The sequence below is a fragment of the Streptomyces sp. NPDC127177 genome (genome assembly GCF_042672475.1).
GTDB lineage: Bacteria > Actinomycetota > Actinomycetes > Streptomycetales > Streptomycetaceae > Streptomyces.
Window position 1 is genome coordinate 327,124 of sequence record NZ_JBHXUW010000001.1, and the last position, 17,753, is coordinate 344,876.

The following is a 17,753-nucleotide window of genomic DNA, read 5'->3' on the forward strand; positions in this document are numbered from 1 at the left end:
GATCAGGATCTCCGGGGTTCGGCGCTCTTCATGGATGCGGTCGGTACGGCTTGAACGAGCTGCCGGACCAGGGTGTGTACTGCCTGGATCGCCTCGGGCACCGCGTCGCCGACGGCTTCGCCGAGCCCGATGCCCTCCTCGAGTCCGGCGGGTGTGCAGCCGACGAGGTAGGTGAGCGGAAGAGTACCGCCCAATTGATCCAGATTTGCAAGCACAGCGACCGGATTCATGCCATGAGCGTCGAATTCACCCGTACCGAGGTGCTCCGCACCGATGCGCAGGACCGTCACCTCCCCGGGCGCGCCGTCACCCGGGTACGCGTCGACCAGCACCAGCGCGTCGTACCCGTCGAGCAGGTCGTACGCGAGGTGCATGCCGCGGATTCCGTAGTCCACCACCCGCACCTGCGGGGGCATGCCACCGGCGGCGGCCAGCCGGCGTACGACCTCCGGGCCGAAGCCGTCGTCGCCGAGGAACAGATTGCCGATGCCCGCCACCAGCACCCGGGCAGCCGTCTCCGGTTCGTCCGTCATCCTCGGCTCAGCCGCCACCGGACTGGAGGTCGGGCGCCTCGGGGTGCCGGCCCTTCTCCGGCTTCACGGAGGTGTCGGAGCGCTCGTCCGAGCCGCCCGACGGCCGTTCGGCCGGGCCGCCTTCGGGCCGGTCCGAGCCGGTGTCGCGGGACCCCATCGGGCCCCGTTCCTCCTGCGGCTCCTCCTGGACAGCGCTGTTCTTCTCCGGTGTGTCCGCCATGGGGTGCTCCTCACTCACATCACTCGGGTCGGGGTTCACATCGAACGGATGCGCAGGTAGCGGCGGATGTCGGGGATGGACCTGATCCCGATTCCCACGGCGACGGCCGCCGCGGCCGCCCCCACGACGGCGGTGATGATGCCCAGGCTCTTCACGATCGGTTCTCCTCTCGGTGCTGCGCCGACTCCTCGGCGCTCAGGGGTGTCAGCTCGTCGGGTGCGAAGTAGAAGTAGCGGCCGTACCAGTCGTGCAGGTCGGACGCCGGGTCGTCGGCGAGGACCAGGGCGACATGCGTACCGCCGTCCACGTCCGCGAGGACCGCGGTCACCCGGGCCACCTGGCCGGCGAAGAACAGGTCCTGTGCGTCGGCCCGCCGGGTGGGATGGACGCGGACCAGACTCCCCTTGGCCACTCGCGCCCCGTCGATGACCACGGCGTCGCTCTCCGGGCTGACCGAGGCATCGGCCGCCGGATCCCACCAGGGCGCGCCCGCGGTGTCGAAGGGGGCGGGCTCCACGTCCCGCACGCCGGCGGACGGGCCCACGAGGGCCACGGGCTGCGGGGCGTGCGGGTCGCGCAGCAGGCCGTGCAGCTGTTGCAGGCCGGCGGGCGACATCCCGTCGCACCGGTCGATGATCTCCCTGGCCCTGGGGTCGGTGGCGCGGGCCTCCGCCTTCTCCTCCTCCGTCATGGTCATCACGCGGAGGGTCAGGATCTCGTCGATCTCGGTCGAGTCGAAGAGGGCGCCGGGGCTCTGCTCGGCGACCTCGGGGTAGTCGTACAGGATGATCGGGGCGCCCAGCAGGGTGCCGGTCGAGCCCTTCGGCCCGGCCAGCACGGGCCAGCACCTGCGCTGCCGGCACCGTCCGGCGGCCGCCGCCGCCCCCTCGGGCGGTTCGAGCAACGAGACGAACCCGGCGTCGTGCGCGCTGAGGAGCAGATGTGCGCCGATCAACGAGGTCCGGATCGCGGCGTCCTTGGTGTCCGCCGGCTCCGGGTGCTCGTTGCCGACGCTCACGGTCAGACGTACGTAGCCGTCGTCCATGACGGCACGTGTACGGATGCGGACCGCCAGCGGAAGCCGCCGTCGCACGATCCGGCCCACCACCGTGCCCCGCGCGTCGGTGACCGGCTCGCTCTCCTCACCACCCGGCACCTCGTGCACGGAATCGGCGGGCTCGTCCAACGGCAGGGCGGCCAGCACGATTTCCCGCTCCACCGCCTCGTCCCAGGACATCACCGCGGCCCCGTCGACCGTGAGCCGGTCGACCGGTACCTCCACCCCGTCCTCGCCCGTGCTCCGCACCTCGCGGACCTGGAGCTGGAGGAAGCGCAGATGTACGGTGACGGCCACCGGGCCGGCGGCCGGTGCCAGCAGGCACTCCATCTCCATCTCGGAGTCCTCACCGAAGCTGGCGGCGGTGGCCTTCGGCGGTCCGAGTACCCCGAACTGCCAGCGCGAGCGGTTCTTGTGCGAGCTCGCGCGGTACGGGTAGAGGAGATACCCCTCGTACAGGACGGCGTCGGCGATCGAACGCACCTGGTCGAGGCTCACAGGACCACCTCGTCGTGCTCCGCGAGAAGCGTCCGGACCGTCTCTTCCCAGCTGATCAGTCCGCGCCGGGCCCGGAAGTCCGCGAAGCGCGCGAGCACGTCGTGGTCCAGCCTGATCCAGCCGGTGCTGGGGAAGTGCGCGGCCACCATGTTCCGCCACACCTGGACCGGCATCGGATGCCGGGCCTCGCAGTCCCACGGCACCTGCTCGACCCCGAAACCCTTCGTGCCTCGGGTGAAGACGGTGCCGGAGAACATCAGGGCCAGCGGCACCGGACCCTCGCCCAGGGCGTGCAGATAGCGGGAGCCGATCACATCGAAGTCGTACGTGCAGGGGAGTGCGAGATCGACCTCGGTCACGCCGCTGAACCCCTGCACCGTCGTGTCGCAGCTCATCCACTGGAACGGCTTCAAGGTGTCCGTCCATCGCTCCCGCCCGCCGAACAATGCCTGCAAGCCGCTCTGTTCGGCCTCGTCGTAATGGCGTCGCTGCGGTTCGATGCGGACCTGGCAGTGCAGCGCGATGGCATGGATGCGGCGGCCCGTCCGCTCCTCGATCCGCAGTCTCGCGGTCAACTGGGGCACGGCCGCGTACGGTTCGGCGAAGACATCGAGCACGGAGAACGTGAAGTCGTTCACGGCGCCCCGCTCCCCGCGGCGGGCCTGCTGCGGTCAGTCACCTGCGCGAAGAACGTGTCCATCGCGGTCCGCGCCTCGGAGCCTCCGTCGAACCCGCGCCACAGCGTGCGCAGTTGGCCAACCAGTTCGTAGCAGGCATCGATCGGCACGAGGTGACACGATCCGCCGCTGCCCTCGGTGCGCCGGATCAGCAGGGCCTCGACATCGGGACGCAGCACGGCAAGCTCCCCATTCGCCTGGACGACGGCCTCCCAGGCATCCAGCGGCAGTTCGGACTCGGTGGCCCCGGCGGGACCCGGATAGAACGCGACCATGCGGTCCTGGACGGAATTGCGGAACAGGAAGGCGAGCCCCACCGGAATCTGCAGCTCGTCCCAGGCGCGCCCGTCCACGGTGAGCCCCGCGAAGTGCAGATAGCGCTCGGGAACGGCCCGGTAACGCATCTGTGCCTTCTCGTCGGTGAACAGCAGATAGCAGGGCCGGCAGCCGCACATCAGGGCACGGCTGTCGAGGTTCACCACATGGGAATGGCTCTCGCCGATCGGCTCCGCACACATCTCGCAACGCTCACCCGCAACCGGCCGCGGCCGGTTACGGGTGACGCGCAGCAGGGCGGAGGCAGGGGAGGCCGAGCGGCCGGCCGCGATCACGGTGCCACCGCCGCGGGCACCGAGACGCAGACCGTGGCGCCGTCCGCCAGCAGCGGCAGCGGGGCCAGATGGCCGCCGTCCTCGTCGAGGCAGACACCAGCCCGGCGCACGTCGTAGTGCGCACGGCAGGTGGCGCAGCGCAGGACCGCGTCACCCGCGCCGCCCCCCAGCCGTCGTGCCAGTGTCGCGCCGTCGAAGGGCCGCTCGCAGCGTGCGCACCGGTCCTCGAAAGCGAAGAGATCCGTACCCACGCGGCACGCCACCACCGGCATCCTGCCGACCTCGACCCGGGCGACGGCACCGGACTCCAGGCCCGGGAGCTCCGGCACGACCTCCCACGAGGCACCGTCGGCGCCGACGGCTGCGGCATCCGCGTGCAGCCGGGCGAAGAGCGAGTCCACCGGCACCAGCGGACCCGCCGCGTTGTCGTCGCCGGCCGCCGTCTCGACCTCGATCGAGGTGATCTCCGGGGCCGCCGCTTCCACCGCACCCCGAACGGCGAGTTCGAGCGTGACCGAGGAGGACGGGCAGCCGTCACAACTGCCCAGCAGCCGCAGCCGTACGGCGCCCTCCTCGGTGACGTCGAGCAGCTCGACGTCACCGCCGTGCGAGCCCAGATACGGCCGCACACTCTCCAGCGCCTGCTCGACCCGGGTCTCCACGGTGTACGGGTGGAGACCGTGCACCAGCAGGACACTGGCCACCAGTTCGTCACCGGCCAGCGCGGCCAGTACGTCGTCGTCCAGCCGGCCCTGCTCGTACACGAGGTCCAGCAGCCGTTCCAGTCCGGCGCCGTAGAAGTCGACGACGAGCCGGACCAGCTCCTCACTGCGCTCGCGGGCCACCGCACCGCCCGAGCCGCTGGCCGCGATCAGCGTGTCGATGCGCTCACCGGTCGCCCGCCAGTCGGGCGCCGCCGGTTGCTCCTCCTGCGCCATCACTCGCCGCCCGCGGACTGGGTGGGGGAGTGCAGGAGTTCCAGCTTCTTGCCCTCGCCGAGATACATGTGCACACCGCAGGGCAGACAGGGGTCGAAGCTGCGCACCGTGCGCATGATGTCGATGCCCTTGAAGTTCTCCCGGTCGTTCTCCTCGAAGATCGGCTGGCCCTGAACGGCGTCCTCGTAGGGGCCCGGAGTGCCGTAGGTGTCGCGGGGGCTCGCGTTCCACGGGGTCGGCGGGTACGGGTGGTAGTTGGCGATCTTGCCGTCCCGGATCACCATGTGGTGCGAGAGGACACCGCGCACCGCCTCGGTGAAGCCACAGCCCACACCCTCCTCGGGGACCTCGAACTTCTCCCAGGTCTTGGTGTTCCCCGAGCGGATCTCAACCAGCGCCTTCTCCGCGAAGTGCAGCGCGCAGGCGGCCGCGTAGGCCTGGAAGTAGGTGCGCGCCCGGTTGCGCTCGATGGTGTTGCTCCACTTCGGGACGTGCCACTCCAACTCCACCGGCCCCTTGAGGGCGGTCTTGGGGAGGTTGATCTTGACACTGTGACCGGTGGCCTGGATGTAGCCGATGTCGACCAGACCGGCCAGCGCGGTCGTCCACAGCCGCGCGAGCGGCCCGCCGCCCGTGTCGAGGGCCAGGTAGTCCTTGCCGTCGAACCACCGCGGCGACATTACCCAGCTGTACTTGTCGTCCAGGTCCCGCTTCTGCGGCTGCGGGTTGGTGTGCTGGTTCCACGGGTGACGCCGGTCGACGGGGTTGCCGAGCGGGTCGTGGGAGACGAACGTCTCCTGCTCGTCCCAGTCGTTGTAGTACGACGAGCCGAGCAGGATACGGATGCCGAGGTTGATCTTCACCAGGTCGGTGGTGACCAGTTTCCCGTCGACGACGACACCGGGGGTGACGTACATCTTCCGGCCCCAGTCGGTCATGTCCTTGTACTCGAAGTTGCAGTGCTCCGGGTCCTGGAACGAGCCCCAACAGCCGAGCAGGATACGGCGGTTGCCGACCTGTTCGTACCCGGGCAGGGCCTCGTAGAAGAAGTCGAAGAGGTCGTCGTGCATCGGCACGACCTTCTTCATGAACTCCACGTACCGCTGGAGCCGGGTGATGTAGTCCGTCATCAGCTGGATGGTCGCCACGGTGCCGACGCCGCCGGGATAGAGCGTCGACGGATGGACGTGCCGGCCCTCCATCAGACAGAACATCTCCCGGGTCATCCGGCTGACCTGGAGCGCCTCGCGGTAGAACTCACCGGTGAAGGGGTTCAGCGACCGCATGATGTCGCCGATCGTCCTGTACCCGTGCTCCTCGCCGTGCGGGGACGGTGTGCGGTTCGCCTGCTCCAGCACCCCGGGGTTGGTCTCCGCGACCATCTTCTCGCAGTAGTCGACCCCGACCAGGTTCTCCTGGAAGATGTTGTGGTCGAACATGTACTCCGCGGCTTCGCCGAGATTCACGATCCATTCGCCGAGGTGCGGCGGCTTCACCCCGTACGCCATGTTCTGCGCGTAACAGGAACACGTGGCGTGGTTGTCACCGCAGATCCCGCAGATGCGGCTCGTGATGAAGTGCGCGTCCCGCGGGTCCTTTCCCTTCATGAAGACCGAGTAGCCGCGGAAGATGGAACTGGTGCTGTGGCACTCCGCGACGACTTTCTGCTTGAAGTCGATCTTCGTGTAGATGCCCAGGCTGCCGACGATCCGGGTGATGGGATCCCACGCCATTTCGACCAGGTCGTTCTTGCTCTGGCCTCCTCCGGCACCCTTGTGCTGCGTCGCGGTCATGTGCGCCGCCTCATCTTTCTGTCCGTTGCGGTGATTGTGCGGTCATTTACCGTGGCGGTCGTTCACCAGGTGCGGGTGGCGCCGGTCGTGAGTTCCCTGCCGGGCCTGCGCCATTTCGGTTCGTGGTCCAGGGTGTGTGTGGTGATGTGGCGCAGACGCCGCATGGTCGACCCGTACAGCCCGACCGTGTTGGTCGAGAGCTTTCCGCCCGGGGGCTCGTCCATGAAGGGCATGAACTTGTCCGGGAAGCCGGGCATGGTGCATCCGATGCAGATGCCACCGACGTTGGGGCAGCCGCCGATCCCGTTCATCCAGCCGCGCTTGGGCACATTGCACTTGACCGTCGGCCCCCAGCAGCCCAGCTTGACGATGCACTTCGGCGAGCCGTACTCCGTCGCGAAGTCGGCCTGCTCGTAGTACCCGGCCCGGTCACAGCCCTCGTGGACCGTCGAACCGAACAGCCAGGTCGGCCGCAGCGCGTCGTCGAGCGGGATCATCGGGGCCTGGTCGGTGGCCATGTAGAGCAGGTACGTGAGCGTCTCCGAAAGGTTGTCCGGCTGGATCGGACACCCGGGGACGCAGACGATCGGGATGCCCGCCTTGGACTTCCAGTCCCAGCCCAGGTAGTCGGGGACTCCCATCGCACCGGTCGGGTTGCCCGCCATGGCGTGGATTCCGCCGTACGTCGCGCAGGTGCCGACCGCGACGACCGCGGTGGCCTTCGGGGCCAGCCGGTCCAGCCACTCGCTGGTGGTCATCGGCTGGCCGGTGGCGGGGTCGTTGCCGAACCCGCACCAGTAACCCTCGTCGTGCAGCTGCTCGTTCGGAATGGACCCCTCGACCACCAGGACGAACGGCTCCAGTTCGCCGCGGTCGGCCTTGAAGAACCATTCGAGGAAATCGTCGGCGCCGCCATTGGGTCCGCACTCGAAATCGATGAGCGGCCAGTGCACAGCGACCTGGGGAAGGCCCGGCAGAGCACCGAGCGCGATCTCCTCGATGCTCGGCTGAGTGGCGGCCGTCAAAGAGACGGAATCGCCGTCACAGCTCAGTCCCGCATTGATCCACAGCACGTGGATCAGGGTGTCCTCCGCCTTTACCGCTTCCTCTGTCGGCATGGCAGTGCCGCCTTTCGGGATGACGGCTCACCGGCCGTCCGCCCCCATGGATGGGTTCGCGCACATTGCTACCATCACGCCCCGATCCGAGCGCGGCGGCAACACGGGGAATTGGCCGCCCCGCCTGTTCCCCGGGGCCGAATGGCCACATGCGATGGGCCGCCCGGGTGATCCGGCGGGCGGACCGGTCCGGTCGGGCGGCATCCCGCCGCCCCGGTGGCCCTACGGTCGGCACCACCCCCGGAAGAGCGAGGCAGCGGTGCACGAGCTGGCCATCACACAGAGCGTCGTCGATTCGGTGTGCGAGCGTGCCGCCGGGCGTCCGGTCCACGAGGTCCGCGTCCGCGTCGGTGTGCTCACCGCTGTGGTGCCCGACTCGATGCGGTTCTGCTTCGGCCTGATCACCGAGGGAACGGCCGCCGAGGGGGCCGAGCTGGAGATCGACCAGCAGCCCGGCGCCGGCCGCTGCCGGACCTGTGCCGTCGAATTCACCCTGACCGACCTGATTCTGCTGTGCCCCTGTGGCAGTGCGGACGTGGAGATCACATCGGGCCGGGAACTGCAGATCGTCTCGATGAGAGTGGGCTGAAACATGTGTGGAACGTGCGGGTGTTCCGAGGAGTCCGGCGGTAGCAGGATCGTGATGCTGCGGGAGGACGACGCACCGGACCACGGACATGCGCATCCGCACACCCACCCCCATCCGCATGAGCGTCCCCGGTCGGCCGGCTCCGGCGAGACGGTCACCATCGAACAGAAGGTCCTGGCCAAGAACGACCTCATCGCGGAGCGCAACCGGACGTGGCTGACCGATCGCGGCGTCGTTGCCGTGAACGTGATGAGCTCACCCGGGGCGGGCAAGACGACACTGCTCGAACGCACCATCACTGATCTGGACGGCCGCCGGCCGGTGGCCGTCGTCGAGGGCGATCAGGAGACCAGGCTCGACGCCGACCGGATCAGGCGCACGGGCTGCGCCGTGGTGCAGGTGAACACCGGAGCCGGGTGCCACCTGGACGCGGAGATGATGCGGGACGCCCTCACCGCGCTGTCCCCGGCCGACGGATCGCTCCTCATGGTCGAGAACGTCGGGAACCTGGTGTGTCCGGCCATGTTCGATCTGGGGGAGCGGGCGAAGGCAGTGGTCATCTCGGTCACCGAGGGCACGGACAAGCCGCTGAAGTATCCGTACATGTTCGCCGCCGCGGATCTGATCCTCATCAACAAGGCAGACCTGCTCCCCTACGTCGACTTCGACGTCGAGCGGTGCACACGGTACGCGCGCTCGGTCAACCCGGACGTGCGCGTGCTGACGGTCTCCGCTACCACCGGCGAGGGCCTGGCCCACTGGTACGACTGGCTGGCGGCGCAGAAGTAGCCGTGTCGGCGGGCCCGGGTGCCCGCCGGGGCACGTGTGCGCTGCCGAGGCTCAGCGGTCGTTCCGGGGGCGGGCACCGGCCCCGGTGAGGTAGCGGTCCACGGGGCCCAGGGTGAGCATGCCGCTGGCGGCGCCCGCGTGTTCGCCTCGCGCGTCACGCAGTGCCGTTGCCGCGCGATCGGCGATGCCGGGCTCGTCCAGGCGGGTCGCGGCGTGCGCGGTGAGGCACCAGAGGGCCTCCTGCACGTGGTCACCGGGCGGTTCGGGCGCCGCGCGAAGGGCGGCGCGGGCCTCCTCGGCCCGGCCCCGTGCCAGCAGGAGCAGGGGCGCCGCCCAGGGCAGGTAGGGGCCCCAGTCGAGGCCGGGATCGGTGGGTGCGGGACGGTCGTGCAGCAGGCGCAGGCCGAGCAGGGCCAGCGGGAGCAGGCCGCGGTGGAGGCCGGGCATTCCGGCTTCGGCCAGGCCGTTGTCGGCCGCTCGGTAGGCCGCGGCCGCCGCCGCCGCGGTGGGACCGCCCGGTTCGGCGCTCCGGGCAGCGGTGACACGGGCTCCGAACCACGCCGTGAGGACGGGGACGAGGGGGGACTCGTGGGTGTCGGCGAGCCGCTCCGCCGCCTCGGCGTGCTCGGCCGCCGCATCGAGCTCACCGAGTGCTGACGCGGATTGCAGACGAACGAGATGGCCCAGGATCTCGAAGGCGGGCAGCTCGTGGCGGCTGGTCAGGGCCAGCAGTTCGACGCCGATGGCGTCGCGCTGTGCCGCACGGCCCGGGTGAGCGAAGGACTGCAGGAACACGCCGTTGAGGGCGTAGGCGAGCAGGGCGGGATCGTCGAGGTCCCTCGCCAGGGATTCGGCGAGGCGCGCGGCCGTGTGCGCGGCTTCGCGTTCGGCGCCGGTGGTGTCGGCGCCGCGGCTCTCGTTGGCGACGGTGGACAGGAGGCGGGCGCGCAGGTCGGCGGGGCCGTCGGGGCCGAGCCGACGGTGGGTGCGATCGGCCGCCTCGACGACGGCGCGCGACTGGGCGGGATCGTCGGCGCGGCTCCAGATGGAGGGGACGTCGTAGGCGCCGATGACACGTGCGGTCAGCGTGACGTCTCCGGTGCGTTCGGCGGCGGTGATGGCCGTGAGCCGGTCGCGGCGGGAGCCGACCAGGGCGTCGCCTCCGGCCAGTGCGAGGGTCCGGGCCAGTTCAGCGGTCGTCCGCGGGCCCAGTCGGGTTCGCGCGAGGGAGGAGAGACCGGGCTCCTGCTCGTCGTGCGGTTCGAGCGTGGGAGACCTGTTGAGGATGTCGGTTTCCAGGCGCCGCATCCGTGGGCCGGGATCCAGCCCGAGCTGTTCGACGAGCATGGTCCGGGCGCGGCGCAGGGTCTCCAGCGCCTCTGCCTGGCGCCCGTCGCGGTAGAGGGCCCGGGCCAGCAGCCCCCAGGCCGGCTCGCGCCAGGGGTGCTCGGCGACGTGTGCGCCCAGTTCAGCGACCAGGGCGGCGCCCCGGCCGGATACGAGCAGGGCGTCTGCCCTGAGTTCCAGAGCTTGCAGCCGCAGTTCCTCGAGGCGGGTGCGTTCCCGCTGGACCCAGGGGGAGTCGGGCAGGTCGGCGTAGGCGGGGCCGCGCCACAGGGCGAGCGGGTCACCGAGCTCCGCCGCCTTGCCGGGGGACAGGCGGGCCGCGTCCAGCGCGTCCTGGAAGCGGTTGACGTCCACGGCTTCGCGCGGCAGCCGCAACAGGTACCCCGTCCCCTGCGTGACCAGTACCCGCGGCGGTGTACGCGGTGGCCGGTCGGGCTCGACGGCCCGGCGCAGCGCGGCCACGAAGGTGCGCAGCGCCCCCACCGCGCCGGCCGGCCGGTCATCCCACAGATCGTCGATCAGGCTGTCCGTGGTGACTGTGCGGCCCCGGGCCGCGACGAGACGGCCGAGGACCTCGCGGTGACGCGGTCCGCCCAGTTCGACCGGCCGGCCGTCGTCGTACCGAGCCTGTACCGGGCCGAGCACATCGATCCGCATGCCGTGCTCATTCCTTCCGGGGTGCGAGACGGGTTGTCCGGTGCTCGTCGGGGAAGCGCTGACGGGCCCGCTCACGCCTGCTCGGGGTGGCCGTCCTCTGCAGGAAACGGTAGCGGGCTCCGGCGTACGCGCGTGTCAGCGGGCCAGCAGGTCCTGGATCGCCGCCGTGATCTCGTCGGGGGCCTCCTCGGCCATGAAATGACCGGCTCGGGTCAGCCGGTGGTCGAGGTCGGGTGCCCACGCCCGCCACACCTGCGCCGCGTCGTAGCCCAGCTGCGAGCCCCAGTCCTGCTGGATCACGGTGACGGGCATCGCGAGCTGGGAGCCGGCGTCGAGATCCGCCCGGTCCTGGGTGACGTCGATGCCCGCCGAGGCGCGGTAGTCCGCGACGATCGAGTCCACTGCGGCCGCGCCGGCCCGCAGGTACTCGGCGCGTACGTCTTCCGGGAGCGCGGCCGGGTCGTTTGACCAGGCGTCCAGGAAGGAGCCGAAGAAGGCGTCCGAACTGTTGGCGATCATGGTCTCCGGCAGACCGGCCGGCTGCGCCATCAGGAACAGGTGGTAGCCGACGGCGGCGGGGACGCCCCGCAGCACGTCCCACATGTCCAGGGTCGGCACGACATCGAGGACGCCCAGATGCGTGACGGTCTCGGGGTGGTCCAGTCCGGCCCGGAAGGCGACCAGGGCGCCACGGTCGTGGCCGACCAGCGCGAACCGGTCGTGGCCGAGCCCGGCCATCATCGAGACGACGTCCGCGGCCATGGTGCGCTTGGAATAGACGTCCTCACCGGTGGCGGGCGGCTTGTCGCTCGCGCCGTAGCCGCGCAGGTCGGGGCAGACCACCGTGTGCTCGCCGGCCAGCCTCGCGGCGACGTGCCGCCACATCAGATGGGTCTCGGGAAATCCGTGCAGCAGGACGACGGGGCTGCCGTCGCCCCCGGTCGCGGCATTCAGGTGGACACCGTCCGCGCCGGGCAGCCGGGTGTGCGCGAAACCGGGAAAGGTGGGTGTCATGGCAGGTCCTTCGTGCTCGTGCTCGCTCGTCCCGCCAGTCCGGTGACTGGCAGAACCAAAGGTGCCCGACGTGAATGAGTAGCCGATCAGTGCCGGACCGCCCCGCTCCGTCATCCCGGCGGCAGCAAATTAACGATAATTGCTGTCAGTGTCGTTCAGCTGCTACGGTCTGTGGCCATGGCTGGTGCGAAGACAACTAGGGGCGGCGTCGTCCACGCGCGAATCCGCGAGGACATCTTCCAAGGGGTGTTCGAACCCGGTCAGCGGCTGCGCCTGGTGGAGCTCTCCCAGCGCTTCGAGGTCAGCCAGTCGGTCGTGCGCGAAGCCCTCACGCGCCTCTCCGAGCAGGGACTCGTGCATGCCGCGCCGCAACAGGGATTCAGCGTGGTCACGGTCTCCCTGGCGGATCTGAACGAACTCACCGAAGCCCGGATCGAGATCGAGACCCTGGTGCTGCGCCGGTCCATGGAGCGCGGGGACATCAAGTGGGAGGCGTCCGTGGTCGCCGCCCACCACCACCTGGCGGGCACCGACGGGCTCCGCCCGGACGGAACGCTGAACGCGGACTGGTTCCCCGTGCACGAGCGTTTCCACCAGACCCTGCTCGAAGCGTGCGGCAACGCCCGGTTGCTGGCCGCGGCCCTCAGCCTGCGGGACGCGGCCACGCTGTACCGGCGCTGGTCTCTGCCCGTCGGCCACGACACCGAGCGCGATGTCGCAGGCGAGCACCAGGCCATCGTCGACGCCGTGCTGGACAGGGACGCCGACACCGCGGCCGAGCTGCTCGCCCGGCATATCGACCGCACATCTCAGGCGCTGCGCACGGTGATCGGTACGGCCCCCGCCACCGTGGCGTAGTTGAGCGGCGAGGGCGGCGACGCGGCACGCACTGCCCACACGACGGCAAGGAGCACGTCATGACGGACCGCCATGATCCCGGTCCCTCCGGCTGGGTCTCCCTGCTCGCCCCCGACCCCGCTCACACGCCTCACGCGCCCGCGAGCTCCGGGGGCACCATCGCCGAGGCGACCGACCGCCTCGGCTCCGGGCCGGTGGCCTGGGCCGTCGCCGTCGGCGCGGAACTGGCCCGCGTCATCGTCAGCGAGGTTCCCGAACTCGGCGGCGGCCAGGCCCCCTTCGAGACCCTCCGAATGGGCACCGAGGCGGCGACGCTGTACGCCCTGCTCCTGCTGGCGGATCCGGCCTCGGGCCGTGTGGTCCCTGAGGAATCCCTGCTGGGGGACCGTGAGTTCGCCCGGCGGCGCCTGGGCCTGGACAAGGTGTTGCGCGGTATCCGCGTCGCCCACGCCGCGCTGACACAAGCGCTGATGACCGCGTGCCAGGAACGGGCCGCGCCGTCCGAACACGCCGAACAGTTCCGTCGCATCTCCGAGCTGCTCTTCGCCTTCATGGACGAGTTCTCCTCACGGATGACCGCCGAATACCTGGCCGAGCACGACCGGTGGCTCGCCAGCGGGGCCGCCGCCCGCGAGGAGACCGTCCGCGCGATCCTCGACGGACAGCCGGTCCGGGAGGAGGCGGCCCGTGAGCTCCTCGCCCACCGCCTGGAGGGCCGCCACCTGGCCGTCATCGCCTGGTGCGACAGCCCGGCCACGGACACCCCCGGTGATCTGCAGCGCGCGGCGGCCGAACTGCTGCACCTGCGCGGCTGTGCCTCGGTCCTGGTCGTCCCCACCGGCCGGACCACCGTGTGGGCGTGGGGCGACCTCCACGCCCCGCTCCCCACCGCGGCGCCCGGCGATTACCCCTACCCGGAAGGCTTCCGCTTCGCCTTCGGCTCGGTACGCCACGGACTCCCCGGCTTCCGCCAGTCCCACGAGGACGCCCTGCGCGCGGCCCGGATCACGGAACTCAACCCCCGAGGCACGGGCCCTGTCGTCGACTACCCGGATGTCGAACTCCCGGCACTGCTCTCCGTGGACCTGCCGGCCCTTCGCCGCTTCGTCGCCGACGAGCTGGGGGCGCTGGCGGCGGACAGCCCGCACGCGGAGCAACTGCGCCGGACACTGCGCCTGTACCTGCGCAATGAGCGCAGCCTGATGGCCGCCGCGGCGCAACTGCACGTGGCGCGCAACACCGTCACCTACCGGGTCAAGCGGGCTCAGGAACTGCTCGGGCACGAACTGACGTCCCGGCTGCCCGAGGTGATGGCGGCGCTGGAAGCCGCCCGGGTGTTGGGCGCTTCCGTGCTCCGGCCGGCCGGGGAGGACCCGAACGACGGTCCTCCCCACCACGCGTGACAGCTCGTCAGATCAACGGGGTGACCTGCTCCTCGATGCCGAGGAGCGCCCGCCCGTACAGTTCACCGGCGATGGCCGGGTTGATGACCGCGTGCCGGCTGCCCGTCTCCTGGTCCCGCCAGATCCGCTGCAGTGGATTGGCCTCGGCGAAACTGCCGGCGCCCTGGATGCTCAGCAGCAGGTCCAGGGCCTCACGGGAGCGCCGGGCGACGTAACCGGTGTCCATCCGGACCCGCGCCCGTGTCTCGAACGGCATGTACTCGCCCCGGCCCGCCCAGCGGTCGATGTCGTCGGCGGCCCGCATCAGGTGCAGACGCGCGGTGTCGATCAGCTGGGCGGCCTCGGCCAGCTGGATCTGTGTCGAAGGCGCATCGGTCGCGCGCTCGTAGAAGGTGTACGAGATGCCCTTGCCCTTGGCGAGGGAGGCCGAGACCAGGTCCATTCCCGCCTGGGCCAGCCCCACCTGCGGACCGGCCAGTACCAGCGCGAGCACCGGTACCAGCGCGGACCGGTACAGGGCCTCGTCCTTGTGCTCGGTCGGGTATCCGCCCTGCACGCCTTGGGTGACCGACAGGATGCGGTGCGCGGGTACGAAGACCTCGTCGGCGACGAGGGTGTTGCTGCCGGTGCCCCGCATACCCGCGACGTACCAGGTGTCCTCGATCGTCAGTTCGTGCATCGGGATGAGTGCGGCACCCTGGTCGGTCTGCCGGCCGGAGGCGTTCACGACGGGGACACCGAGAGTGGCCCACTGCGCGTGGAGGCTGCCGGAGGCGAAGCCCCAGCGGCCGGTGACGACGAGTCCGCCGTCGACCGCCCGGCTGGTGGCACTGGGGGCGAGGACACCGCACACCCGCGCGTCGGGGTCCTCGCCCCAGACCTCCTGCTGGGCGCGGTCGGGATACAGACCGACCATCCAGTTGCACACGTTGACCAGGGTGGTCACCCAGGAGGTGGACCCGCAGCCGCGGGCGAGTTCGGAGGTGACATCGAGGAAGGTGCGGAAGTCCGCCTGGTGGCCGCCGAAGCGCCGCGGCACCGTCAGCCGGAACAGTCCGGCACCTGCCAGGGCCTCGATGTTCTCCTCGGCGACCCTGCGGTCGGCCTCCGTACGGGCTGCGTTGTCCCTCAGCAGAGGCACCAGCGCCCTGGCGCTCTCCTCCAGGGCGGGGGCGGACGTGACGGGTGTCTGCGGGGTGGACGTGGTGGTGGTCATGGTGCCCTCCGGGCGTTGCGCGGCTCGGTCGGCGCACCCCGCATGGCGGGATGCCGCTGGTGGGATTGCACGCCCGGCCCGTCCCGCTGTCTTGGTTCCGGGACCACAGAATCCAGGCCACCGCTTGCGCTGCCGGACCAGTCGGCCGCCGCTTTAGGCTGGACGCCCAAGCCCTTCCATCCGGCTTGGCCCCCCGGCCCAGTGCGACGGGGAGAACAGCGTGGAATGACTGGAACGGAACCCGCGCCGCGGCAATCCGTTCCCGCCGTGCCGACGCGGACTCGGAACCCGCTCCCTCTGGAGGCAGTTGTGCCCGCATCCGCCCTTACCGCGACGGACCCGCCCGCCACCGTCCCCGACCCCGAGGCATTCCGTCATGTGCTGGGACACGTGCCGACGTCCGTCTGTGTGGTGACCGCTACGACGTCCTCCGGCCCGGTGGGCGTCACGGTCGGCAGTTTCACCTCGGTGTCCCTCGACCCTCCGCTGGTGGTCTTCTACGCCGGCGCCGGCTCGGCGAGCGCGCGATCGATCGTCGGCGCGGGGCACTTCGGCGTGAACGTACTGGCCGAGGACCAGCAGGAGGTGTGCTCGGCCTTCGCCCGGCGCGCCTCGGACAGGTTCGCCACCGGGGACTGGGAGTTCGCGGCGCACACGGCGCCGCGTCTCGGCGGTGCGGCGGCCTGGATCGTGTGCGACATCGAGGGGAGCTTCCCGGCCGGGGACCACATGGCGGTGGTGGGCCGGGTGCGTGGCCTCACCGCGGCCCGCGGGCCCCGCAAACCCCTGATCTTCCACCGCGGCCAGTTGGCACGCCTCGACCGGGCCGGCGGCGTGCACGCGCCCACGCACTCCTTCGGCTGGTGGGACCGCTGAACCTCCGACGGGAACAGGAGCACACCATGACGGACACGGATCTCGTCACCCAGACCGTTCTGCGGGAGCGCCAAGGGCGCGACCGCGGCTGGTGGGACCGGATGCGGAACTGCTACTGGCCCGACTCCAGGGTGAACCTCAGCTGGTACCGGGGCACGGGGCCCGGCTTCGTCGAGGCCTCCGAGGCCATGGCCGGCCGCGGCGACGCCAGTGTTCACCGCCTGTCCCCGCCCGTGGTCCGGATCGTCGCGGACCGGGCCTTCGTCGAGCTCCCCGCGGGCATCGAACTGCGGACCGACATCGAGGGAGTCGCCGTCGACATCGTCTCGTACACCCGTATCGTGCACCGTCTGGAGCGCCGCGACGGCCGCTGGGGCATCCTCCGCCTGGACTGCGTCTACGAGCGGGACACCATCGGCCCGGTCCTGCCCGGCAGCCACGTCGCCATCGCTCCCGACGACCTCGCTCCCTACCGGGCGTCGTACGCGATCCTCGCCTGGCACCTGGCCCGTCGCGGCTACGAGGTCTCCCCAGGTCTCCTGGGGGACGACCGGCCCGGGGAGACCGCGGCCTTCTACGCCGAGACGCTCAAGTGGCTCAACGGCTGACCGGCGCCGCCGAGCGCCTGTCCGGGCCGCAGGACCGCCTCCGCCGTCTCCGCCGCCTTCGCGGACGGCATCAGGCGTGACCCGGACGCGCGGCCCGGTGGCCGTCCTCGTCCAGCCTGCGGGAGATCGCACGGGCCGCTGCCCGGACAGCAGGACCGTAGCCCGCCTCCGCGAAGCCGGTACTGGGCGCCACGACGGACAGAGCCGCCACCACCTCGTGGCCGTCCCGTACCGGCGCGGCCACGGTGTTCAGCCGCCAGGGACGACTCTGCCGGCCGAAGACGTGGTCGCCACGCCGTACCTCCGCGAGCAGGCGGCGCAGGTCGGTCGCGGTGTCGATGCCGTCAGGGCCCAGCTCGGGCTCGTACGCGTCGATGGCGTGGTCCTGCACGGGCACCGGTGCGAAGGCGAGCAGCACCAGTCCGACGCCGGTGGACGTGAGTGGAAGACGGCCCCCGACGCGGTAGGCCACCGGTCCCGCGTCCAGCGCGGAAAGCCTCTCGACGAGCAGTGCCTCCTGCTGGTCACGAACGGCGAGCAGTACGTGCTGGCGGGTGACGTGGAAGAGGTCCTCCATGAACGGCATGGCCACGGATCGCAGCCCATGACCGCGCGGAGCCAGCGAAGCGGTCTCCAGGAGCCGCAGCCCCACGACGTAGCGGCCGTCGTCGAGCCGCTCGAGCGCGCCCACCTGCACGAGGGAGCGGGCGATCCGCAGAGCGCTGCTGCGGGGAATGCCACTTCGCTGCGCGAGTTCCCCCAGGGGCAGTGCACGGTGGTCGCTGTCGAAAGCGCCGAGCAGCGCGAACGCCCGGTCGATGACCGGCTGCCCCTCGGCGGGCTTGCCCCCGCGCCGTGGCACCGCACCCGCGGAACTCCGCGTTTCATTCATTGGAATCACTCATGCCATCCTACGGCCCCCTTCCTACGCTGATTGATGTACGGACCCGC

The 17,753-nt window shown here is 70.7% G+C and carries 19 protein-coding genes; 6 read left to right on the forward strand and 13 right to left on the reverse strand.

The features are described from left to right. Positions 1–2: 2 nt before the first annotated feature. From ACFVJX_RS01435 to ACFVJX_RS01475, 9 genes are all read right to left on the reverse strand, one after another. Positions 3–533 carry a hydrogenase maturation protease gene (locus ACFVJX_RS01435; protein ID WP_384126686.1) on the reverse strand — a complete coding sequence of 177 codons (531 nt, stop codon included), beginning with the start codon at positions 531–533 and terminating at the stop codon, positions 3–5. Positions 534–540: 7 nt separating this feature from the next. Further along, entirely contained in the window at positions 541–753 is a 213-nt protein-coding gene (locus ACFVJX_RS01440) for a hypothetical protein (RefSeq protein WP_384126688.1), read from the reverse strand. Positions 754–788: 35 nt separating this feature from the next. Further along, entirely contained in the window at positions 789–908 is a 120-nt protein-coding gene (locus ACFVJX_RS01445; protein WP_384126689.1) for a DUF6893 family small protein, read from the reverse strand. Further along, positions 905–2,308, reverse strand: coding sequence for a hypothetical protein (locus ACFVJX_RS01450; protein ID WP_384126691.1), 1,404 nt, complete (start codon positions 2,306–2,308; stop codon positions 905–907). Before ACFVJX_RS01450 ends, ACFVJX_RS01445 begins: the two co-directional genes overlap by 4 nt. After that, a complete protein-coding gene (locus ACFVJX_RS01455) occupies positions 2,305–2,946 on the reverse strand; it encodes a DUF6084 family protein (RefSeq protein WP_384126692.1) in 642 nt (213 codons plus the stop codon). The genes ACFVJX_RS01450 and ACFVJX_RS01455 overlap by 4 nt, the downstream gene beginning before the upstream one ends. Further along, the gene (locus tag ACFVJX_RS01460) at positions 2,943–3,596 is read right to left on the reverse strand and encodes a DUF5947 family protein (protein WP_384126693.1); all 654 of its coding nucleotides are present in this window, start codon (positions 3,594–3,596) and stop codon (positions 2,943–2,945) included. The genes ACFVJX_RS01455 and ACFVJX_RS01460 overlap by 4 nt, the downstream gene beginning before the upstream one ends. Continuing rightward, positions 3,593–4,534, reverse strand: coding sequence for a NifU family protein (locus tag ACFVJX_RS01465; protein ID WP_384126694.1), 942 nt, complete (start codon positions 4,532–4,534; stop codon positions 3,593–3,595). Before ACFVJX_RS01465 ends, ACFVJX_RS01460 begins: the two co-directional genes overlap by 4 nt. Further along, positions 4,534–6,327 carry a nickel-dependent hydrogenase large subunit gene (locus ACFVJX_RS01470; protein ID WP_384126695.1) on the reverse strand — a complete coding sequence of 598 codons (1,794 nt, stop codon included), beginning with the start codon at positions 6,325–6,327 and terminating at the stop codon, positions 4,534–4,536. Before ACFVJX_RS01470 ends, ACFVJX_RS01465 begins: the two co-directional genes overlap by 1 nt. A gap of 62 nt (positions 6,328–6,389) precedes the next feature. After that, positions 6,390–7,445: a hydrogenase expression protein HypE gene (locus ACFVJX_RS01475; RefSeq protein ID WP_384126697.1), complete on the reverse strand. Its 1,056-nt coding sequence runs from the start codon at positions 7,443–7,445 to the stop codon at positions 6,390–6,392. A 259-nt stretch (positions 7,446–7,704) separates the two neighbouring features. On the opposite strand from ACFVJX_RS01475, the gene ACFVJX_RS01480 reads away from it, so the two are divergent. Together ACFVJX_RS01480 and hypB are read left to right on the forward strand one after the other, a co-directional pair. Beyond that, positions 7,705–8,034, forward strand: coding sequence for a hydrogenase maturation nickel metallochaperone HypA (locus tag ACFVJX_RS01480; RefSeq protein ID WP_384126698.1), 330 nt, complete (start codon positions 7,705–7,707; stop codon positions 8,032–8,034). Between the two features lie 54 nt (positions 8,035–8,088). Beyond that, positions 8,089–8,823, forward strand: coding sequence for a hydrogenase nickel incorporation protein HypB (gene hypB / locus ACFVJX_RS01485; RefSeq protein ID WP_384126699.1), 735 nt, complete (start codon positions 8,089–8,091; stop codon positions 8,821–8,823). Positions 8,824–8,874: 51 nt separating this feature from the next. On the opposite strand, the gene ACFVJX_RS01490 is transcribed toward hypB, so the two are convergent. After that, complete coding sequence (locus ACFVJX_RS01490; protein ID WP_384126701.1) at positions 8,875–10,827, reverse strand: BTAD domain-containing putative transcriptional regulator; 1,953 nt, start codon at positions 10,825–10,827, stop codon at positions 8,875–8,877. Positions 10,828–10,962: 135 nt separating this feature from the next. Then, positions 10,963–11,841 carry an alpha/beta fold hydrolase gene (locus ACFVJX_RS01495; protein ID WP_384126702.1) on the reverse strand — a complete coding sequence of 293 codons (879 nt, stop codon included), beginning with the start codon at positions 11,839–11,841 and terminating at the stop codon, positions 10,963–10,965. Positions 11,842–12,018: 177 nt separating this feature from the next. Between ACFVJX_RS01495 and ACFVJX_RS01500 the strand changes: the two genes are divergently transcribed. Both ACFVJX_RS01500 and ACFVJX_RS01505 read left to right on the forward strand, forming a co-directional pair. Beyond that, positions 12,019–12,699 carry a GntR family transcriptional regulator gene (locus tag ACFVJX_RS01500; RefSeq protein ID WP_384126703.1) on the forward strand — a complete coding sequence of 227 codons (681 nt, stop codon included), beginning with the start codon at positions 12,019–12,021 and terminating at the stop codon, positions 12,697–12,699. Between the two features lie 59 nt (positions 12,700–12,758). Then, positions 12,759–14,102: a PucR family transcriptional regulator gene (locus ACFVJX_RS01505; RefSeq protein WP_384126704.1), complete on the forward strand. Its 1,344-nt coding sequence runs from the start codon at positions 12,759–12,761 to the stop codon at positions 14,100–14,102. A gap of 7 nt (positions 14,103–14,109) precedes the next feature. On the opposite strand, the gene ACFVJX_RS01510 is transcribed toward ACFVJX_RS01505, so the two are convergent. Further along, on the reverse strand, positions 14,110–15,318 hold the full coding sequence (locus ACFVJX_RS01510; protein WP_384126706.1) for an acyl-CoA dehydrogenase family protein: 1,209 nt from the start codon (positions 15,316–15,318) through the stop codon (positions 14,110–14,112). 309 nt (positions 15,319–15,627) lie between these two features. On the opposite strand from ACFVJX_RS01510, the gene ACFVJX_RS01515 reads away from it, so the two are divergent. Continuing rightward, positions 15,628–16,194: a flavin reductase family protein gene (locus ACFVJX_RS01515; RefSeq protein ID WP_384126707.1), complete on the forward strand. Its 567-nt coding sequence runs from the start codon at positions 15,628–15,630 to the stop codon at positions 16,192–16,194. Positions 16,195–16,220: 26 nt separating this feature from the next. Beyond that, positions 16,221–16,802 carry a nuclear transport factor 2 family protein gene (locus ACFVJX_RS01520; RefSeq protein WP_384126708.1) on the forward strand — a complete coding sequence of 194 codons (582 nt, stop codon included), beginning with the start codon at positions 16,221–16,223 and terminating at the stop codon, positions 16,800–16,802. Positions 16,803–16,872: 70 nt separating this feature from the next. Here the strand turns inward: ACFVJX_RS01520 and ACFVJX_RS01525 are convergent, their stop codons facing one another. Beyond that, the gene (locus ACFVJX_RS01525) at positions 16,873–17,694 is read right to left on the reverse strand and encodes an IclR family transcriptional regulator (RefSeq protein ID WP_384126710.1); all 822 of its coding nucleotides are present in this window, start codon (positions 17,692–17,694) and stop codon (positions 16,873–16,875) included. Positions 17,695–17,753 lie beyond the last annotated feature (59 nt).